This is a genomic window from Halomonas sp. ALS9 (assembly GCF_001651035.1).
Lineage (GTDB): Bacteria > Pseudomonadota > Gammaproteobacteria > Pseudomonadales > Halomonadaceae > Vreelandella.
This window is the reverse complement of sequence record NZ_LXRG01000173.1, coordinates 1-20,222: the sequence shown is the minus strand read 5'-3', so window position 1 is coordinate 20,222 and position 20,222 is coordinate 1. Positions and strand designations below refer to the sequence as shown.

At 51.7% G+C, this 20,222-nt stretch carries 16 protein-coding genes; 12 read left to right on the top strand and 4 right to left on the bottom strand.

Going from position 1 to position 20,222, the window contains the following annotated elements; all coding sequences use genetic code 11:
* Positions 1-5 precede the first annotated feature (5 nt).
* Entirely contained in the window at positions 6-347 is a 342-nt protein-coding gene (locus A6R74_RS11790) for a histidine triad nucleotide-binding protein (protein WP_064234682.1), read from the top strand.
* 39 nt (positions 348-386) lie between these two features.
* The gene (gene coq7, locus A6R74_RS11785) at positions 387-1,028 is read left to right on the top strand and encodes a 2-polyprenyl-3-methyl-6-methoxy-1,4-benzoquinone monooxygenase (protein WP_064234681.1); all 642 of its coding nucleotides are present in this window, start codon (positions 387-389) and stop codon (positions 1,026-1,028) included.
* 134 nt (positions 1,029-1,162) lie between these two features.
* Here the strand turns inward: coq7 and ettA are convergent, their stop codons facing one another.
* The 4 genes from ettA to A6R74_RS11765 form a co-directional block, all read right to left on the bottom strand.
* A complete protein-coding gene (ettA, locus tag A6R74_RS11780) occupies positions 1,163-2,824 on the bottom strand; it encodes an energy-dependent translational throttle protein EttA (protein ID WP_064234680.1) in 1,662 nt (553 codons plus the stop codon).
* A 187-nt stretch (positions 2,825-3,011) separates the two neighbouring features.
* Positions 3,012-3,224: a PA3496 family putative envelope integrity protein gene (locus A6R74_RS11775; protein WP_064234679.1), complete on the bottom strand. Its 213-nt coding sequence runs from the start codon at positions 3,222-3,224 to the stop codon at positions 3,012-3,014.
* A 187-nt stretch (positions 3,225-3,411) separates the two neighbouring features.
* Complete coding sequence (locus A6R74_RS11770) at positions 3,412-3,846, bottom strand: PAS domain S-box protein (RefSeq protein WP_035584062.1); 435 nt, start codon at positions 3,844-3,846, stop codon at positions 3,412-3,414.
* A 239-nt stretch (positions 3,847-4,085) separates the two neighbouring features.
* The gene (locus A6R74_RS11765; protein ID WP_064234678.1) at positions 4,086-5,399 is read right to left on the bottom strand and encodes an MFS transporter; all 1,314 of its coding nucleotides are present in this window, start codon (positions 5,397-5,399) and stop codon (positions 4,086-4,088) included.
* A gap of 121 nt (positions 5,400-5,520) precedes the next feature.
* Between A6R74_RS11765 and A6R74_RS11760 the strand changes: the two genes are divergently transcribed.
* The 10 genes from A6R74_RS11760 to A6R74_RS22550 form a co-directional block, all read left to right on the top strand.
* Positions 5,521-5,790, top strand: a complete 270-nt coding sequence (locus tag A6R74_RS11760) for a SelT/SelW/SelH family protein (RefSeq protein ID WP_064234677.1) — start codon at positions 5,521-5,523, stop codon at positions 5,788-5,790.
* Positions 5,787-6,665 (top strand): DMT family transporter, encoded by an 879-nt coding sequence (locus A6R74_RS11755; protein ID WP_064234676.1) that lies wholly within the window; start codon positions 5,787-5,789, stop codon positions 6,663-6,665. Before A6R74_RS11760 ends, A6R74_RS11755 begins: the two co-directional genes overlap by 4 nt.
* Before the next feature lie 284 nt (positions 6,666-6,949).
* Positions 6,950-8,758: a TolC family outer membrane protein gene (locus tag A6R74_RS11750; protein ID WP_064234675.1), complete on the top strand. Its 1,809-nt coding sequence runs from the start codon at positions 6,950-6,952 to the stop codon at positions 8,756-8,758.
* Between the two features lie 124 nt (positions 8,759-8,882).
* The gene (locus A6R74_RS11745; protein ID WP_064234674.1) at positions 8,883-11,060 is read left to right on the top strand and encodes a type I secretion system permease/ATPase; all 2,178 of its coding nucleotides are present in this window, start codon (positions 8,883-8,885) and stop codon (positions 11,058-11,060) included.
* Positions 11,060-12,490 carry an HlyD family type I secretion periplasmic adaptor subunit gene (locus A6R74_RS11740; protein ID WP_064234673.1) on the top strand — a complete coding sequence of 477 codons (1,431 nt, stop codon included), beginning with the start codon at positions 11,060-11,062 and terminating at the stop codon, positions 12,488-12,490. Before A6R74_RS11745 ends, A6R74_RS11740 begins: the two co-directional genes overlap by 1 nt.
* Positions 12,490-13,122 (top strand): response regulator transcription factor, encoded by a 633-nt coding sequence (locus tag A6R74_RS11735; protein ID WP_064234672.1) that lies wholly within the window; start codon positions 12,490-12,492, stop codon positions 13,120-13,122. The genes A6R74_RS11740 and A6R74_RS11735 overlap by 1 nt, the downstream gene beginning before the upstream one ends.
* A gap of 95 nt (positions 13,123-13,217) precedes the next feature.
* Positions 13,218-16,397: a UDP-N-acetylmuramoyl-tripeptide--D-alanyl-D-alanine ligase gene (locus A6R74_RS11730; RefSeq protein WP_064234671.1), complete on the top strand. Its 3,180-nt coding sequence runs from the start codon at positions 13,218-13,220 to the stop codon at positions 16,395-16,397.
* A 188-nt stretch (positions 16,398-16,585) separates the two neighbouring features.
* Positions 16,586-17,416 (top strand): hypothetical protein, encoded by an 831-nt coding sequence (locus A6R74_RS11725; protein WP_240488220.1) that lies wholly within the window; start codon positions 16,586-16,588, stop codon positions 17,414-17,416.
* Positions 17,413-19,260 carry a hypothetical protein gene (locus tag A6R74_RS11720; protein WP_064234669.1) on the top strand — a complete coding sequence of 616 codons (1,848 nt, stop codon included), beginning with the start codon at positions 17,413-17,415 and terminating at the stop codon, positions 19,258-19,260. Before A6R74_RS11725 ends, A6R74_RS11720 begins: the two co-directional genes overlap by 4 nt.
* Positions 19,261-19,511: 251 nt before the next feature.
* The coding region (locus tag A6R74_RS22550) for a retention module-containing protein (protein WP_121499396.1) at positions 19,512-20,222 on the top strand (711 nt) is incomplete at its 3' end.

Genomic DNA, 20,222 nt, shown 5'->3' with positions numbered 1-20,222 from the left:
GTTGTATGGATTGTCTTTTTTGCAAAATCATCAACCACGAAATCCCTGCTGATATCGTTTACGAAGATGACCACGTGTTGGCATTCAATGATATCAATCCCCAGGCCCCTACCCATCAGTTGATTATTCCTAAAAAGCATATTGCCACGTTGAACGATATTGACGAAGCTGACTTGGCACTCATCGGTCGACTCCAGTTTACCGCCGCCAAGCTTGCACGGGAGCAAGGCTTTGCCGAGGATGGCTATCGGGTGGTGATGAACTGCAACGAAATGGGCGGACAAACGGTCTACCATATTCATATGCATTTATTGGGTGGACGCGCATTCACATGGCCTGCCGGTTAAGCTCAGCAGGCCACTATCGCAAGTCAACGGAGTGTTGCCATGGATCGTCAACAGAGTCGTTCAGATCGCCTGATACATCAGTTTGATACTGTTTTACGAACGCTGATGCCACATGCGGCCTCTTCGCAGCGTGCAAGCCCTGCTGATGGGATGGCGGAAGTATCACTCGACAATCATGAGCGCCGTCATGCAGCGGGTTTAATACGCATTAATCATACCGGAGGGGTGTGTGCTCAGGCGCTCTATCAAGGGCAGGGCGTGACCGCGAAACTTCCGCATGGGCGTCACCAGTTGGAGCAGTCGGCACTGGAGGTGATTGATCATCTAGCCTGGTGTGATGAGCGTTTAGAGCAGTTGCAGAGTCGAACGAGCTACTTGAATCCGCTGTTCTATGCCGCCTCCTTTGGTATTGGCGCAGCCACCGGGGCGGTCAGCGATCGCCTAAGCTTAGGCCTAGCCGCCGCGACCGAGGAGCAGGCAGGTAAGCAGCTTGAATCAGATCAACAGTCGCTACCCTGCGGTGACACCCGCTCACGTGCCATACTGCGCCAAATGGCCGTTGATGATGCTCACCACGCCCAACTGGCTTTAGAAGCTGGTGGTGTCCGTTTTCCAGCACCGGTTAAGTGGGGCGTGCGTTTGGCCGCAAAAGTAGTGACCAAAAGCGTTTATCATCTTTGACGCGTTCTGATAGCACTTAGTCGGCTTTGCACTGGTTTAAAAACTTGGTTTAAAAACCTAAAAGGCCCCGCGAAGCGGGGCCTTTTGCTGTCACTATCTGCTGTCATTACAGACTGCCAGCGTGATGCTGATGATCAGGCGTCAATGCGCTTGTACTTCATGCGCTTAGGCGTATCGTTACCCACCCGCTTTCTATGATCCTCTTCGTACTCTGCGTAGTTGCCTTCAAATAAGACCACTTCGGAGTCACCCTCAAAGGCCATAATGTGCGTGGCGATCCGGTCAAGGAACCAGCGATCGTGGGAGATCACCATGGCGCAACCTGGGAAGGCCAGAAGCGCGTCTTCCAGTGCCCGCAGGGTTTCGATATCCAGATCGTTGGAGGGCTCATCGAGCAGCAGCACGTTAGCGCCTTGCTTGAGCGTTTGGGCAAGCTGTAAACGGCCGCGTTCACCGCCAGATAGCTCAGACAAACGCTTCTGCTGGTCGTTACCCTTGAAGTTAAAGCGACCCACATAGGCACGAGAGGAGACTTCGTAGCCGTTAATGTTCAGGATGTCCTGACCATCGGAAACGGCTTCCCAGACGCTCTGCTTGTCGTCTAAGCCGTCGCGCAGCTGCTCGACGTAAGCGATATCAACCGTCTCGCCCACCAGAACTTCGCCCTCATCTGGCTGCTCTTTACCGGTGACCAGTTTGAAGAGGGTCGATTTACCCGCACCGTTACCGCCAACGATGCCGACAATCGCGCCTTGGGGAATGGTGAAGGAGAGGTTTTGGTAGAGCAGCTTGTCATCGAAGCGCTTGGCTACATCACGGAATTCAATGACGTTATCACCTAGGCGTGGGCCAGGCGGAATATAAATTTCATTGGTTTCATTACGTTTTTGGAAATCGCCTGACTGCATCTCTTCAAAGCGGTTAAGGCGCGCTTTGCTTTTTGCCTGGCGGCCTTTGGCGTTACTGCGCACCCACTCAAGCTCTTGCTTGATGGCTTTCTGACGCGAAGCTTCCTGCTTGGCTTCTTGATTCAAGCGCTGATCTTTCTGTTCCAGCCATTGGGAGTAGTTACCCTCAAACGGGATGCCCTGGCCACGGTCAAGCTCAAGAATCCAGCCCGCCACGTTGTCTAGGAAGTAGCGGTCGTGGGTGATCGCCACGACGGTACCGTTGTAGTCGTGAAGGAAACGTTCTAGCCACGCCACCGACTCTGCGTCAAGGTGGTTGGTAGGCTCGTCAAGCAGTAGCATATCGGGGCTGGAAAGCAGTAAGCGGCAAAGTGCTACACGACGACGCTCACCTCCCGAGAGATTGCCAACTTTGGCTTCCCAGGGGGGCAGGCGTAGTGCTTCCGCAGCCACTTCAAGCTTACGCTCCAGGTTGTGCGCGTCAGCCGCTTCGATAATGTTTTCAAGCCTTGCCTGCTCGCTAGCCAGCGCATCAAAGTCGGCGTCGGGCTCTGCGTAGGCCGCATAGACACCATCCAGCTTCTCCTGCGCCTGTTTAATCTCCCCTAGCGCTTCTTCGACGGTATCGCGGACGTTTTTCTCGTCGTCTAGCTGCGGCTCCTGGGGTAGATAGCCAACATTGATGCCAGGCATCGGACGAGCTTCACCTTCAAACTCTTTATCGACACCGGCCATGATGCGCAGCAGTGTGGATTTACCCGAACCGTTAAGCCCCAGCACGCCGATTTTGGCGCCAGGGAAAAACGAGAGCGAAATATCCTTGAGAATTTGCTTTTTGGGCGGCACTACTTTGCCAACCCGGTTCATGGTGAAAACGTATTGCGCCATGGAGATCCGTTAAGTTGATGAAAAGAATAAAGCGACAGCAGCGGGCTACTGGCTGTTATTACAGACTGTTACTACTATCTGATGTTACAGACTAGGAAGTGATGATAGTGGTCTGCGCCAGGAAAGGCTAGGAGCGTATCATTAGCCAGGCCCGCTCAACCGCTGAGAAGGCCGACCCGTTCAAGGCTTACTCTTCTTCGTCCCAGTCATCTTCAATGGCACGCTGAAGGCGGCGTTCTTCCAGCCATGCTTCAACCTGGCGTCGCGCGCGTAAGCTGTCAGCTTTGCTTGGTTTACTTTTGCCGTAGTGGTCATCATTGACGGCGTCTAAGCTTTCGAACTCGTCAGATTCGAGTGCATCGGTAGTAAAAGTTTCACGACTTAGGGGGTCACGGCTCATGTGATGTCCTCCAACCCAGCCGGCGAGCCGGCGTATCAACGGCTTCACGCGAGCACATGTGAGATCACAAAACACATGCCATTCGCAAAGTGAAGCACCTAGCGCAGTTCAAGCGCCTTGCCGCTATATAACGCCAGTTGGGATGAAGTTCAAGCTTTATAGTTTTTTTTGGTGAGAAAGTTAATGATTAACTGTTTTCTCGCTGCTTTTGTAACTCCGCCAGTGCAAGCTGCGCTTCTACGCGTTCGGTTACGTCTTTTTGCACGCCAATGTAATACATCAACTCATCTGCTTCGTCGTAGACCGGCGTAATGGATAGTTCATTCCAAAACATGGTGCCGTCTTTACGATAGTTACGCAGTACTTCGCGAGAAGGGCGGCCATCTTTAAGCGCATCGCGAATAGCGACTAGCGCGTCCTGATCGCGATCTTCGTTCTGTAAGAAGCGGCAGTCACGATACAAAATTTCATCCGCACTGTATCCCGTCAAGCGCTCAAAGCCTTTGTTGACGTAGATGAGGATGTTTTCATCCCCCTCCTGCTCCGCAACGACGATGCCATCTTCTGATGCGTCAACAATACGCTCAAGTAGTTCCGGGCTAATCAAAGGCGATCGTTTCATTAAGTGGTTCCTGTTACAGCTCCAAGTCCTTTCCATGATTCACAGCCGTTTCTTCACCTGTGAACCGGCGGAATGCCCAATTACTTATTATAGGCAGCATAGCAAATGCGCCAGCGCATCACTGCTATCTGGCTCTATGATGGAGAGCGTTGTCATGTATTGCAATCGAGAACGCTATCCTAACGTCGGCAGGCCTATCGAAAGCAGCCTTGAGTTTTACATCGTTTGTTGGCGGCATGTCACTCGACCTCGGGTAATTGATGCGTGCTTAGGGTCGCTCCTATGGCGGTAGCCGCCAGGATGAGTAGTAATACGCCGCTACCAAACCATTGTGCAAAGGCGCCAGTAATCGCGCCTACGATGAGCATTAATACGCCGGTTAACGTATTCGAAAGGGCTACATAAAGCGCACGGTCATCTTGGCTGGCCATATCGACGAGATAGGTTTTACGCCCTAAGCGGACGCCGTGGTGAACAATCACTAACAGAGCGTAAATCGCCGCATAGGGCCATATGCTGTGCGTCCATTCACCGGGTAGCCAAACCAGGCTGGCGGCCAGTAAGCAGCAAATAGCGCTACCGATCGCCGCGTCGCGCATCACGCCACGGCTTGACTGATCCGCCCGTTTACCCCAAATCGGGCTTGCTATCATGGCGGCAAGTCCCGATACCACAACCAGTAGGCCCAAGCCCCCCAGGTCAGTGCCACTTTGGTTTTGTCCCAGTAGCGCAATGTAGGGCAGGGCGAGTGCGCTTGACAGCAGGAGCGCCCGGGCAAGGTTGAAATGTAAAAAAGTGCGATCCTTTTTTAGCAGCGATAGGCCCAATTTAATACTGTCCCAGCCGTTTTCGCCGCCTTCAACCGCGCCGGGGGCTTCTTGAATACGGGCAGCGGCGATGGCGTTCATTATCCATCCGCTAGCAGCAATGGCTAACAGTATCGCTACTACTAAATTGCCTGGGCGGCTATCAAACAGCATTAACACAGCCCCTGCCGCTAGCGTCGCGGCACCGGCAATACTGCCGCTCCAGCCCATTAGCGTACCGCGGCGTCGCTTGGCAATGGTTTTGCCCAGCACATCTTTTGTGGCAATTGAGGAAAACCCTCGGGCCAGCGAGAGCAGAATTAACGCTGCGAGCACTAACGCACCGCCTAAAGTGCCGGTGGTGAATAACGCAAACACGGCAAGCGCTAACGCAGCGAAACCTTGAGTCAGCGCGCCAGCTACCCACACCCATTTTCGCTTAGGTTTTAAGCGGATAAACCCAGCTACAAAAATTTGCGGCAACAGGGCGCCAGCCTCTCGAATGGGTACCAGTAGCCCTACCATCCAGACTGGGGCACCAATAATGCCCATCAGCCAGGGTAGGACTAACCGCGCGCTAGACAGCTCGTCAGCCAGCTTATTACCCAAAGCAGCCCATATGTGCAGAAAAAAATTGCGCGGCTGTTCGTTACAAGCCCCTTCAGGTATGTCGTCGCACATGCGGCTATCGTCATCGCCTGTTAGCCACTCATACAGGCGAGTTTGCGAAACGTTATGGTCGGCCATTGGGGCTCCTTCTTAATCGACCTATTTCAATCGACCTATTTCAATCGATCTATCTCAGGCTAACTCAAAATGACAGAATGACTTCTTAGGATGTCATATTAACTTGTCTAGGAGGTAAGGGATGTCACGTATTCAAATCCGCTATTGCACTCAATGCCAGTGGCTACTGCGTAGCGGTTGGTATGCACAGGAATTGCTCTCAACGTTTGGTGAAGGACTGAGTGAGGTATCGCTTTCTCCCTCCCATGGCGGCACCTTCGAGATCTGGTGTGATGATGAGCTGTTATGGGAGCGCAAGCGCGATGGTGGCTTTCCGGATATCAAACTTCTCAAGCAGCGAGTGCGAGACAAGTTGGAACCAGGTCGAGATTTAGGGCATATCGACCGATGAGCCAGGATCGGCAAGCGATTCTGTTTGGTTTAGGTGCCGTCGCATTATGGTCGACGGTGGCAACGGCTTTTAAAGTGGCGCTTGCTTGGATGAGCCCTGTGCAGCTGATGTGGCTAGCAGCATTTGTCTCATGGGCATTGATGGGGGCGCTGGTCATTAAGCAGGGAGATATCACTACAGCACTACGCACCGGTTGGAAAACAGCCACGTGGGCGGGATTGATGAACCCGGTGGCCTATTATTTGGTGCTTTTCGCCGCCTATGACCGCCTCCCTGGGCAAGAGGCGATGGCGTTGAATTACACCTGGGCCTTGGCGATGGCCTTTTTGGCCCTGCCACTGCTTGGGCAGCGCTTAACGCGCATGGATATTGTTGCAGGGCTGGTCGCCTACGCAGGCGTGTGGGTAATCGCTACACGAGGCTCGGTTTTTAATGTTTCTTTCGCCGACCCGCTTGGGGTCGTGCTGGCACTCGCCTCGACGCTACTGTGGGCGCTTTACTGGCTGCTCAACGCCCGTGACCCACGTCCTCCGCTCGTTGGTCAATGGCAAAATTTTAGCGTAGGCCTACCTGTGTTGACTTTGTTGTTACTGCTCGGCCCCGGTTTCCAATGGCATGGCTGGCCAGCTTTTGGTGCTGGCGTTTATGTGGGCCTGTTTGAAATGGGGGTCGCGTTTATCCTGTGGCAATTGGCAGTACATAAGGTGTCGCGCACGGCCAAGGTTTCTAATCTCATTTTTCTCTCACCTCCCGTGTCACTGCTGTTACTTTTCCTGGTCGTTGGAGAACCTATTTTGCCTTCGACGTTGACTGGGCTAGTGCTCATTCTGCTGGGGCTCGGGCTGCAACAAACCCAGAAAAGCGAACCATCCTGATTATTTTTTTGTGTTTTAATGATGTTCTTATTGTAATTTTTTGTGACATTTGGTTTTATAGCCTCAGGGTGAGTAGGAAATTAACTAAATTAGGCTAAGATCAGCTGATTAAGTTTTAATTACTATGGGTTTACTTCAAAAATTGGGCGCTCGTAGGGATATAGGCTCACTCAGCGATGAGATTTCGCGAGCTTATACTTGAAGCAGTAGTGCAACATAGCTCAGTGGGTCATACGAATAATGAGCTGCATGCAATGAGTGCCACATCATAGGGAACGCTGTCGATGAAAAAAAATGCCGTATCGAGACTTAAAAAAATCTTTTGTCATCATGTCTTTAAGCCGCTGACAGTGACCACGTTGGCATGTGTCCCGCTTACGGCATTAGCGCAGTCTCTTCCTGCTAGCCTCTATGCCCCAGGCGCCACTGATCTTCCCAGTACTATTCAACAAACGATCATTTCCAATCCCAGTGTAAATGCTGCTTGGGCGAATTTTAGCGCTTCCGGGAGCGATGTTAGGGTCGCACAGGGTAATTATTTGCCTACGATTGATATTTCCGCGGGCGTGGGTCGGCAAGATCAGCAAAATGATGGGCGCGGAAGCTACAGCAGTGACTTTGCTGAACTTACGCTCACCCAAATGGTGTTTGATGGGTTTGCCACCCGCAGCGAAGTAGAGCGTTTGGATCGCACTCGGTTGATTGCCTATTTCGAGCTGCTGGGTGCAAGTGAAGAGGTGACGCTTGAAGCTTTTCAGACCTATCTTGATGTGCTTCGCTACCGTGAAATGGTGCGTTTAGCTCAAGAGAACTATCGTGAACACCAGCGGGTGTTCACGCAAATTGAAGAGCGAGCACTTTCTGGGGCGGGCCGTGGTGTTGACCTGGAACAAATCAGCGGCCGCTTGGCGTTAGCGGAATCCAACCTGATGACTGAGGCGTCGAATCTGCATGATGTAACGGCACGCTATCAGCGAATCGTAGGCGAGCTTCCTGCTCAGAATATGTCGCCTGCACCTAGCTTGGCCGATGAACTGCCCACTGATGTTAGTCAAGCCGTCGAAATGGCGTTCGCGGGGAATCCTGATTTCCACGCTGCGATTGAAAATATTGCCGTACAGCGTGCGGAACAAGGGGCTGCAAAGGCCGCCTTTATGCCTCGCCTGGATATACAGGGGCGCACGGGAACCAATAATCAGGACGACTCGATCGCTGGGCGCAGTGATGAGCACAGTATTCAGCTGGTTGCCAGCATGAACCTCTATCGAGGCGGTTCAGATAGTGCAGCCTTTGATGCGGCGAGCACGCGTATCGAACAAGCCGTCAATCAGCGCGAAACGGCTTGTACAAATGTACGTCAAACCACTCAAATTGCTTACAACGATACCCTTCGCTTAGGAGAGCAATTGAGCTACCTAAATGAACATCGCCAATCAATTAACCGGGTTCGCGGCGCCTACCAGCAGCAGTTTGATATTGGCCAGCGTACTTTGCTTGATGTGCTTGATAGTGAGAACGAGTACTTCGAAGCCAGCCGTGCCTTCGCGAATGCAGAGTTTGACCTAACCTTGGCCCAAGCCCGCACGTTAGCGGCAATGGGGCAGTTAATGAGTACTCTTGAGGTTGTACGCGAGGATATCCCAAGCCTTGACGAACTTGGCTATGACGATATAACCCTTAGCGCTGAAATGGCCTGTGGAGTGGAAGGGCCACGCGGCTTTACTCTAGATGACTTTACACGCGGAATATCTTCATTGCCTGCTCACGCTGATATGCCAGCTTCTTCTTATGCCGCTAATGAGCAGCCAGTCATTAGTCAACTGCAAGAAACCGCTATATCCAGCAAAGTAATGCATTCTCCTACTGCCGAGAACGGTCTCTATATTCAGGTGGCATCGTTAAGTGCCCTTGAGCGTGCTGAGCAGTTAAGTGCTCAACTAAGCGAACAGCTGGACAATGACGCCAGGGTCTACGCATTTACGGGTAATTACCGCGTTCAAATAGGCCCAATCCCTACTCTAAATAGCGCTCAGGAACTACAACAAACGCTACAAGGGATGGGCTACGGAGATGCATTTGTCACTAACGGCTGACATGTTTAAATAGTTTTCGGTTTAACAATAGCGTCGTTCTTCGTTTGGCGGCGAAGGGTTAGCGGCTTTCGCTAATCATTGGGGAAAAAGATGCCTAAATAGGCATTAGGGGAATGAGGTCTCTGTGACACAAACCAAGCTGGAAAGGCCGAGCGCTGAAGATGCTAGCGAGCAGCCAATAGGCGATGAGTTACTCGAATGTTTGAAAGCGGTTGCCTCATTTCATCAGCATGAGGTGTCATCAGAGGCCCTTAGAGCTGGCTTGCCCTTGGAGCAGGGGAAGTTAACGCCTTCCGTATTCGGTAGGGCCGCTTCCCGTGCTGGGCTGACGGCGCGGATTGTTAAAAGCAAGCTGTCCGCGCTTAACCCAGCACTATTTCCCGCTATCCTATTGCTGGAGCCGGGCAGGGCGTGCGTGCTGTTAGGGATTGATCTCAAACAGCAAAAAGCCAACGTTATTTTTCCTGAGCTATCTGAATCAAACGTTGAGCTGCCTCTTGACGAGCTGTATGCAGGCTATAGTGGCGAAGCTATTTACGTTCGCCCCAAGTTTCTTGCGGATAACGCGTCTGAACCAGGAGTTAAGAAACGCCGCGATCAGCACTGGTTTTGGGGAGTTATTCGCGAAAATAGACCTCTCTATCGCGATATCGTATTGGGATCGGTGGCTATCAACGTGTTTGCCATCGCAATGCCGCTGTTTGTGCTCAACGTTTACGATCGGGTGGTACCCAATCAGGCTACGGAAACACTTTGGGTGCTCGCAATAGGCATCTTTATAGTGCTGTGCTTTGATTTGGTGCTCAGGTTGATGCGCAGCAGCTTTGTCGACTTAGCCGCTAGCCGGGCGGACGTGAAGCTCTCTTCTTCTATTATGGCCAAAGCATTAGGTTTGCGTTTAGAAGACCGCCCAGCATCAACCGGTGCGTTCACTTCCACACTGCAATCCTTTGAGTCGGTGCGTGCCTTTATTGGTTCGGCAACTATTTTAGGCATTGTCGATTTGCCCTTTGTACTGATGTTTGCGGCGATTATCGCGCTGATTAATCCTTGGCTAGTGCTACCGGTGTTGGTTGGGATTGTGTTTGTGTTGCTCTACGCATTGGCTGCTCAGGGTAAGCTTCATGAGCTTTCACAAACTACCTGGGAAGTCGGCGCGCAGCGCAACTCGCTGTTGGTGGAATCGATTTCCCAATTAGAAAATGTTAAGGCCCTACGAGCTGAGAGCCGTATTCAGCGCCATTGGGAAAAGTCATCGGCCTTTCTTTCCCGTACCGGCGCGCAGTTAAAGATGGTCAGCACTTCGGTCTCCAACGTGGCTCAGTGGGCGCAGCACAGTGTAGCGGTGTGCGTCATTATCGTGGGTGTTTATCAAATCATCGAAGGTAACCTCACCCAGGGTGGATTGATTGCTGCTTATATGCTTTCTTCCCGTGCAATGGCGCCGATCAGTCAAGCCGCGGCGTTGCTGGCGCAATATCATCAGTCCTCAACGGCGCTTGAGTCACTAAACACGGTGATGGATAAGAAAGTAGAGCGACATGAAGGCAAAGCCTACGTAGAAAAGCCCAGTTTCGCTGGCAATATACGCCTTGAAAAAGTCACGCTGCGTTACCCAAATGAGGAGCGCGAAGCGCTTAAAGACGTATCGGTGACCATTAAATCGGGTGAAAAAGTGGCCTTATTAGGTCGCATTGGCTGCGGTAAGTCGTCATTAAACAAATTGGTGTTAGGGTTTTATCAGCCGTCATCGGGTGCCGTGCTGGTTGATAACGTGGATATTCGCCAGTTAGACCCTCTGCAGCTGCGTCGCCATATCGGCTATGTTCCCCAGGACGTTAGCCTCTTCTCCGGATCGCTTCGGGACAATATTGTGGCGGGAGGCGGTAGCGACCGCGTTGATGATGAGGCGTTGCTTAGAGCGATTGACTTGGCAGGTCTAGAATCACTCGTTAACAACCACCCACATGGCGTGGATTTGCAGGTTGGCGAACGCGGACAAGCGCTTTCTGGTGGGCAAAAGCAGTCCGTCGCCATTGCCCGTGCACTGGTGCAGGATCCGCCTATTTTGTTGTTGGACGAACCCACAAGCTCTATGGATAACGCCAGCGAAGAGGCGTTCAAAGCCAACTTAAAAAATGTGGCAGCAGGAAAAACCATCTTGGTTGTCACACACCGCACCTCGCTACTTTCACTGGTTGATCGCATCATTGTTATGGATGGTGGCAAGGTCGTGGCCGATGGCCCGCGGGACACCGTGGTCGAGGCGTTGCGTAAAGGCCAGATCGGGAGGGCATCGTAATGGCGCGTAAACCCTCATCCACGACCGAGCAAAAGGGCTTTGATGCCATTGGTCGATTCTCAGAAAAAGGCCAAAAACCGTTTCGGCCTTTTATGGATCGGCTGTTTGCCAAGCGTGTTTCTTCCGCCCACTTAAGCCGTGATTGGGCAAGCGATACCGATTGGGCGCGTATGCAACAAGAGCCCATTCGTGCGCGGCTATTCCTGTATACCGTTCTGCTCACCGTTGTTGCGCTGTTAGTGTGGGCGTATTTCGCGTCTATCGATGAAGTGACCCGCGGAGCTGGGCGGGTGATTCCCGCCAGCCAGTTGCAGCGTATTCAGTCGTTTGACGGTGGTGTTATTGAACAAATCTTTATTCGCGAAGGGCAGATTGTTGAAGCAGGAGAAGTGCTGATGCAAATCGACCCCACCCGTTTTGTCTCTGATTTTCGCGAAAACCGCGCTCAGCGTTATGCGCTTCAAGCGCGTGCCGAAAGGCTACGGGCGCTAGCTACGGGCACCGCGTTTGAGCCCTCCGAAGAGCTGCGTCAAGAAGTACCTGACATTGTGATGCAAGAGCGCGAGGTGTATGAGAGTCGCCGCGAAGAGTTGCGCGAGCAAGAAAACGTCCTTAATGACCGAATTCGTCAACGTCGGGAAGAGCTACGAGAAGCACAGGCCCGCCGTGATACCGCCCAACGTGAAGTCAATATGGCCAGTCAGGAACTTAACTTGACACGGCCGCTGTTGGCTTCGGGGGCTGTTTCCGAAGTTGAAGTACTGCGTTTACAGCGAGATGTGTCAGGCGCGACTGGCGAGCGCAATCAAGCTGATGCCGCTGTTTCACGCTTAGAGGCCGGGGTGGAAGAAGCCGAGGGACAGCTACTAGAGCTAGGTGCCGAACGTAGAAGTGAATGGCGAAACGATCTGGCTCAAACGCTGGGCGACTTGAATGCATTACAACAATCGGGAACTGGGTTACAGGATCGCGTTCGGTTGACAGAGATTCGCTCGCCGGTTGACGGTATTGTTCAACGCATTCACATCAGCACCATTGGTGGCGTTGCTCAGCCGGGCCAAGAGGTGGTGGAAATTGTTCCCACCGACGACCAGTTGCTGGTTGAGGCACGCATCGCCCCGCAAGATATCGCCTTTCTGCATCCAGGGCAGCCTGCGACTATCAAACTCACGGCTTACGACTATGCCATTTACGGCGGCTTGCAGGCCGAGCTTGAGCGTATTAGTGCCGATACCATTACTGATGATGACGGCAATACCTTCTACCAAGTGCGTGTGCGCAGTTTAGCAAATGAAAATGTCGCCGATAGATTACAAGTAATTCCCGGCATGACAGCGCAGGTGGACATAGTGACGGGCAAGCGCACGGTGATGCAGTTTTTGCTGAAACCTGTCTTAAGAGCGTGGCGTGATTCCATGGGGGAACGCTGATGAAACACTGGTTCATAACAACGGACGGAAACTTAAAAGCGCGTTGGAAAAAAGCGTTTCCCGAGATGATAGCCTCCAGACCGGATGTATTTATTGGTAAAGCACAGCCTAATGATGTGGTGTGGCTGTCTACAACGGTTGAATCTTGGTCAGAACTTATAGGTGCTATAACTGCCAAGGGGGCTATTGTCGTTGTGCTAAGTTATTCGCCGGATGACCGTGAAGCGTTGAGGTCATTGGATCTGGGAGCGCGGGGATATGTTCATACGCTTGCGGCGCCAGAGGTGCTTCAGCAGGTGGCAGTGGTGGTTACTAACCAAGGCGTCTGGGTTGGTCAAGAGTTGCTTGCTAAAGTGTTAGGGGGCTCCTTTAAAGCACTTCAGCAACGTGCTGAAGGTGGCGGCCATTTCAATACAGCGCAGCTTGGGAACTTAACCGACCGTGAGCGAGGCGTAGCACTTGCTGTGGTGCGGGGCGCAACAAATAAAGAAGTTGCACGGCAGCTAGACATTACTGAGCGTACAGTAAAAGCGCACCTCACTGCTATTTTCAAAAAACTGGCCGTTCGAGATCGCTTACAGCTTATTCTAAAGCTGGCACCGATAATGGAACGTGTTCCCGAGCGCTTTTAATTTTATAACTTAGCGCAGGCAGCATCTCGATATCTTTCAGCGCTTATTCGATACGTTTCTGACCCTCACATTAGCCTCCATTATTGAGCAACTTAATGCCGGGTATTAAAAATTCTTCATTGGATAGCTCGCTTCCATTAAGTAAGTCGAGTATTGAGCCTGCTGCCCGATCGGCTGAGCTTTCGCTTGCGTTGGAGAATATGGGCGACGTTGTGATGCCTATGTGGCTGGACAGGCACGCACGGCTTGCGGAATTTTCGCAGGTAATGTTGATTTCAGTAAGTGATGGCTATGAACGTGCACAAGTCACGTCTATGCAGCTTGATTTGAATAGCTTGCAGGCAGGCAACTGGGCGGTGTTAGTACCCACTTTGAAGCAAGCATTGACACGGCTGGAGCGAAAGTTTTCCCACCCTTTGGTGTGGTGTCGGTTGGAATGGGCTTTTGCCGTGCGCGAGTGGCAGTGGCAGGCGCTGAAACAGGAGATTCAGCGCTGCAAGCGTAACTATTGTCGTAGCGGCTTAGCGTTTGTGGGTAAGAAATTTCCTCGACTCTTGCTGACAGAGATGGAGCTCAATGCCAATGCCTGTTTGTATGCAGGCAATCGGGTTGCGCACGCTGAAGTTAACCAGGCTAACCTTGAGCGTTTTATAAAAGCACGTCATGGTTCCAGCCAAATGCCGGATTTTGCCGATAATATGCCGGTATGGAGCTTTTCCACTGCTGGCGTGTTTCTAGACGTTAGCGGTGAAACGCCAAGTGTACATGCTCTGGATACCCAGCCTAGGCGTTGGGGTAGGCGAGAGGCTCCACCTCTGACAATGGATTCCTCGGGGGAGTTGATAGCTCGTTCTACACGCTTTTTGGGCAAGCAGGTGGGGCAGGATGGTCGCTATGTGTATGGCTATTTCCCCTGCTTTGACCGCCGCATCAATACCTACAATGTGTTGCGCCACGCCAGTAGTACCTATGCGTTATTGGAAGGCTATGAGGCTTGCTCGGATCAACGGCTTTTAAATGATGAGCAGCTTAAACGGATACGCCAACAGATATCTTGGGCGCTTAATGGCATATGTTCCCAGTTTATTATTCATCGCCAAGGGGCAGCCTATGTGGTGGATACAGGCAATATCATCAAGCTGGGAGCCAACGCGGTCGCTATTCTGGCGTTGGTAAAGTATCACCAGGTCACAGGAGACGATGGTTATGCTGATCTGGCAGATGCGCTAGCGCTGGGTATTGTACGAATGCAGGAAGCCGATGGTAGCTTTGTGCATGTACTCAACGCTGCAGATTTATCGGTCAAGGAAAAGACACGAATAATTTATTACGATGGTGAAGCTGCATTTGCTCTGATGCGGCTTTACGACCATACCCGCAATAGTCGTTGGCTGGACTGCGTGGTCAAAGCGTTTGACTACTTTATCGCCAATGGGCACGAAAAGGCGCATGACCACTGGCTTGCCTACTGCTCAAATGAGTTAGTGACGCATCGACCAGAGCGGAAATATTTCGCGTTTGCGGTGCGCAATATCGCGGGCTATGTCGATTTTATTCGTGAGCGGATCACCACTTTTCCCACGCTGCTTGAGCTGGCAATGGCGTTTCACAAGACGCTGCTCAAGCTGGAGACACGCCCTGATTTAGTCGATGTGCTGAATGGGTTTGATGTCAATGCGTTTTACCGGGCACTGCATACCAGGGCGAACTATCTTTTGAATGGTTTTTTCTGGCCGGAAGTCGCTATGTACTTTAAGGCACCCGCTACTATCGTGGATGGTTTTTTTATTCGCCACCACAGTTTTCGCGTAAGGATTGACGATGTAGAACACTACCTTTCTGGGTTGGTCGCTTATCAGCAGATGCTTCGCAAAGGCGAATATGCCAGCATCAAGCCCCCGCTAAAGAATAGGCTTGATGCTGAGGCTATGGCTTCGGCAACTGAGGGAACATGGGTATCAGCACCACCGGATAAGTGGCTGGCAAGAGGATTATGCTGTTGGCCAAAATCCTTTCAACCTGGGCAGGTGGTTGTCGCTCGGGGTAAGGAAATGGAGAAAGGTTTTTTGCCATTTGCGGCGGTGAAGTCACTAGTCACTAAAGGTGCTTCTGCAGTGCTTTGTGATGATGGCGAGGCGTATCGCGATATCGGCATTCCCGTGTTAAAAGTGCGCGATGTGCGGGCTGCGACACTGGCCATCGGGCAGCGACAACGGCGCTGTTATGCTGGCCGCGTCGTTGGTATTACTGGAAGCGCAGGCAAAACAACGGCGGTGGCAATGCTAGCCCATGCGCTGAGCTACAACAGTTTAGTAGGGCAAACGCAAGGCAGTGCCAATCTTCCTATTGGCATTGCCTGGAACATTGCTTCAATGCCCCAAGAGGCACACTACTGGGTGGTTGAAATGGCCATCGGTTCCATGGCTTACAATACGGAACTTGCTCGCCCTGATATCGCTATTATTACGAATATCGCTGCTTCGCATCTAGCCTATCACCACTCGTTGGACGAAATTGCCCGTAAGAAAGCGCTTATTTTTCAGAGTATGCCCCCCAATGGGGTCGCCATTCTCTATCGTGATATGCCGCACTATACTTATCTTGCGGAGCAGGCAAGGAGCTACCACCTAAAGGTCGTCAGTTTTGGCGAACATGTTGACGCTGACATACGCATGCTTGAGTTTGCAGGCAACAGCGGGCGCATTAAGCTTGATGGCACTTCGTATGAGCTCTGCATGAGCGCCATTGGACGTCATATGCTGCTCAATGCCATGGCGGTACTGGCAGTGGCTAGGCACGATAACCTTCCTCTAGACATAATAGTGCCCCGCCTAGCGTCTTTTCAGGCGGTGGCAGGCAGAGGTGAAGTGAGATCCATTGATTACCACGGAGTGGCGATCACTGTGTACGATGAAGCTTATAATGCCAATCCTCTATCGATGCGTATGGCGCTGGAGGCTTTCTCCGCGCTGTCCGTACAAGCTAACCAGAAGTTATTAATTCTCGGTGATATGCTGGAGCTTGGCTCAGAGGCAGAGGCTCTGCACCTGGAACTTGTTCCCATACTTACTGCACTACCGGTTAGGCAGATACTGCTATGTGGACAAAATTGCCAAGCCTTAGCCCCATTACTGGGAGGGGAGGCCGCCGGCGTGTTTCACTTTGCGGATGTCAAAGCACTAGAAACAGCTCTACCTGGACACTTAAAACCTCAAGATTGTGTGCTTGTTAAGGCTTCCCATGGCATTGGGTTGCACACGCTTTTTTCATCATGACGGCTATCTGTAACTACGTCTCGATAGCTCGGTATGGGTGGGGGGCTCTGCTCCTGTTTTGTGTGGCGTTGCTAACCCTTGATACTGCTCATTCGCAGTCCGAAGTCGGCGAATGCTATTACCTACAGCGTGATAGATTGCTTGAGCCGTTGGAAAATGAGCCGAAGCCTGCAAAGGGTGTTAATGCCATGCACTTCTTTGTCGAGAGCCCTGAACCGAGTGCGGAACTACCTTCTACGCGGCTTGATGATCTGGAAATTCAGCTGAGGGCTGCCGATGCACTCTATAGCGAAGTATTGGGCCTCACACCACCCTTGCATATGCCACGCTATCAGCGTGCGGGCTTCATTATGGTGATTTTACGTGCGGATCAAACACGTGGCGGTCAGGCTTATGACGAAGTTGTGCGCAGCGCTGCCTCGCCAGGTTGTCATATTCGCATGGCACTGGGTGGGCAAGTGGATGCAGCACAAAACCTAACCCCTGCACATGAGCTATTTCATCTGTACCAAAACGCGCACATGATGTTCAAGCAGGGTTGGGTGCATGAAGGATTGGCTCGCTGGTCGGAATCGCTATTGAGAGGAAATTTACAAGAGGGGCCTCCCTTGCCTGCGAGTGTCGAGGCACTTGAGAGGTTGTTGCAAGAGAGCTATGGCGCAGCGCCATTTTGGCAGCGATTGTTTTATCTGCTTGATGCCCAAGCAATTAAATCCATTCCCGACGCGCTTCGTGATAAACGTTACCATGATGGCAGCCAGGTAGTAGCGACCGAATTCTATGGGAGCACATTCCTGCCGCTACTTTTTGCTTCCCTGGATGAGGCCGGTGCAGCGTTGTCTCAACAAGAACAATGGCCTGAGTATGGTTGGGCAGAAGCAGAGCAGCGCAGTCTGCGCCATAACGAGGTCATTTTATCCGCAGTGCACCATGCCGTTTCAACCTATATGCCGATAGCAAATCAGCCGGACGAGTTACGCGTATTTATGCAACTTATAGAGCCAATGGCTGAGCGATGAGCAACCTAGCGGCACGCAGTGAGATGGGTGAGATTCATAGTGATCAAGTTCGCGGCTTAATGGTAGCGCTGGCACGCGCGGTGCTGTGGCCATTTCGCTGGCGCGTGGTCGCTATCCTGTTGATGCAGATCGTCAGCCAAGTAATGCTATTGGCAAGCCTAGTGCTCCCCTGGCAACTACTTCAAGTGCTAATAACCGGCCATAGCCGCATCGATGGCTGGGTGCCTGGGGCAGATAATGACAGTGGAAAAATAGCGGTGCTGATAGCCTTGGCAGTACTCTGTTTTTGCTCCTATGCCCTTCTCCAATGGCTGGTTAAAAAGGCCGTCGCGAGTCTTTCGGCCACGATACTGCAGCACTTAAATAAAACACGCTTGGTTACTAATCACCGCTTACTTGGCAACCGTGTACTGAGTGTTGTGATAGGCGCCATATCATCAACGGTTATTGCACTGCTATTTTGTCTGTTGATCGCACTTCTGCATCCCCTGTTAGCGCTATTGGCAGTGGTATGTGTGCTTGGGTTGGTAATAGTAGTTTGCTTTTACTATCGCTTTGAAAGAGTGCAGAAAATCCAAGGCATGCTGCAGGGCAACGTGCTTACCGTGATCAATGTCAGTTTTGTACTGGGTTTTTTGATCATAGTTTTGGATTACCTAAATGGCACTATGCGGCCGCTCCTGACGCTATTTATACTGTTGCTGAGTATGCGCCAGCTCATGGCGGCAAGTATTAATGGGCTGGTGAATTTCTTAAGTATTATCAAGTATTTTCAGCAGATTAATATGCTGCTTTTACCCCGCTCTCAGCAGGTCTCTCTGTTTTCAATTACTGATTTTGCTCAACGTTTTGAACAAGCAACTCTCAAGCAGTGGCTATTACCCTGGCTGGCTGAGCGTCAGCACTGTAACGGCGATCTTGATGTTTTACAGTGTCGTCTGCTAAATGGGCGGGCGATAGCGCACGTATTGGTGCGAGATACGGATGGTGGCGGTGCCCCACGCTATGTATTGCTCAAATGTTATGTGCCTGCTCGGGAGAATGAAGCACTTCATGAAGCTGCGCTTCTAAAAGAAGTAAGCGGGTATTGCTATGGCACTATTCCTACAGTGCCTGTTTTACTGGAAAGCGGTCGCTTGCCTTGGTGCTCTTTTGTATTGTTGGAGGTGGGCGACAAACTTCCTCAATGGAAAAACTCAGAAGAACGTAAACCTTGGATGAATGAGCTGCGTCAATGCCTGTTTCACGTTCCATTACCTGATCGGCTGATTGCTCAATACACAGCAACTTTCGACTCTTTACCCGAGCGTATGAAGAAAATAAAGGCTTCGCATTTTGCGTATTTGACGCACTCGGATAAAGAAAGCTTTCAAGTTGAGCTTTTTATGCATTTATGGCCATTAATGGTGGCTGAGGTGGAAAGAATCCCCAAATGCCTGACGGTGCAAAATCCGAGTAGCGCACGTATGGCAAATATAGACAGCCACATGCTGCTCATGGACTGGCAGGGGTGGGTATATGACACGACGGGGGCCTACTGGCCATTATCAGCAAAACTGCATGCCGAAGTGCTTGAAGTTATGGAAAGTCAGTGGGAAGTCTCGCGTGTCCAGCTAACCTGGTCTAAATTTGACACTCCCGCCATTGCCGCAGATTACGTTGCCTTGGCTGCGCGCGCACACGAATTTTGTCAGCGTTGTCAGGCTAATAATGATTCTGGAGCGCTTAATATGATGGCCGGCCTTATAAAAGCTTATGGTGCAATAGAACATCGTCATTCTTTTTTTGCTGACCAAGATCATGTTGCAGGCTTGCATCGTATTTTGAGCTCGGAGAAAAAGTAGCTACTACTCATAAATGCCTGTATCGGTTTTACTGAACAGTTGCCCCGCACACAACCCCTTGCCTGCCAAGACAGCCCTGAAAGTCACTTGCATTCTTTTTCCTGCCACTTTGCCCCTATTGTCCACCGGTACAATATGAAACCGTCTTGATCAAGGCTAGGCTTGCTTCAGAATGCCGCAAATAGCCATTTTCATTAGGCTTCAATAAAAAGCGGCGACCCTTTTATTAAATGGTGGGCGGAGAACAGCATATGGCAACGGCAACAGTTATCGCGATTTCAGGTCAGGCTTGGGCACGTGGCGAAGACGGCAACCTGCGCGAACTGCGCATTGGCGACGTTCTTCAGGAGGGCGAAACGCTCATCACATCTGCGGACGGTCGTGTTGAGCTAGACTTTGCCGACGGAACAGGCGCTAACGTTGTCGAGGGTGGCCAAGAAGTTGCTGTTACTTCCGAACTTGATATTGACGCGATTGTCGCCACCGATGCCAGTGTCCAAGACGACGACCTTGACGCGCTACTTGCCGCTCTTGACGACGAGGAGGGTGATCTACTCGACCTTCTTGACGCGACTGCTGCCGGTGGTGGCGCCGGCGGCGGTGGCGGCGGTAGTGACTTCGTTCGCGTTGCACGTATTGCTGAAGAAACCGACCCGCTAAGTTTCGAGACTGAAGGAGGCTTAGAGGGCGCTGAGTTTGTTGAGTTTGATGATGGCGCGGCCGCTGCTTCAGATGAACTAGATGATACGGACGCCGATGCAGACGCAGACGCAGACGCAGATGCAGATTCTGACGCAGATTCTGATGCGGATGCCGACTCAGATGCTGACGCCGATGCGGATGCAGATGCAGACGCAGACGCAGACGCAGACGCGGATTCTGACGCTGACGCAGATGCGGATGCCGACTCAGATGCCGATGCAGATTCTGACGCTGATGCGGATTCTGACGCTGATGCCGAC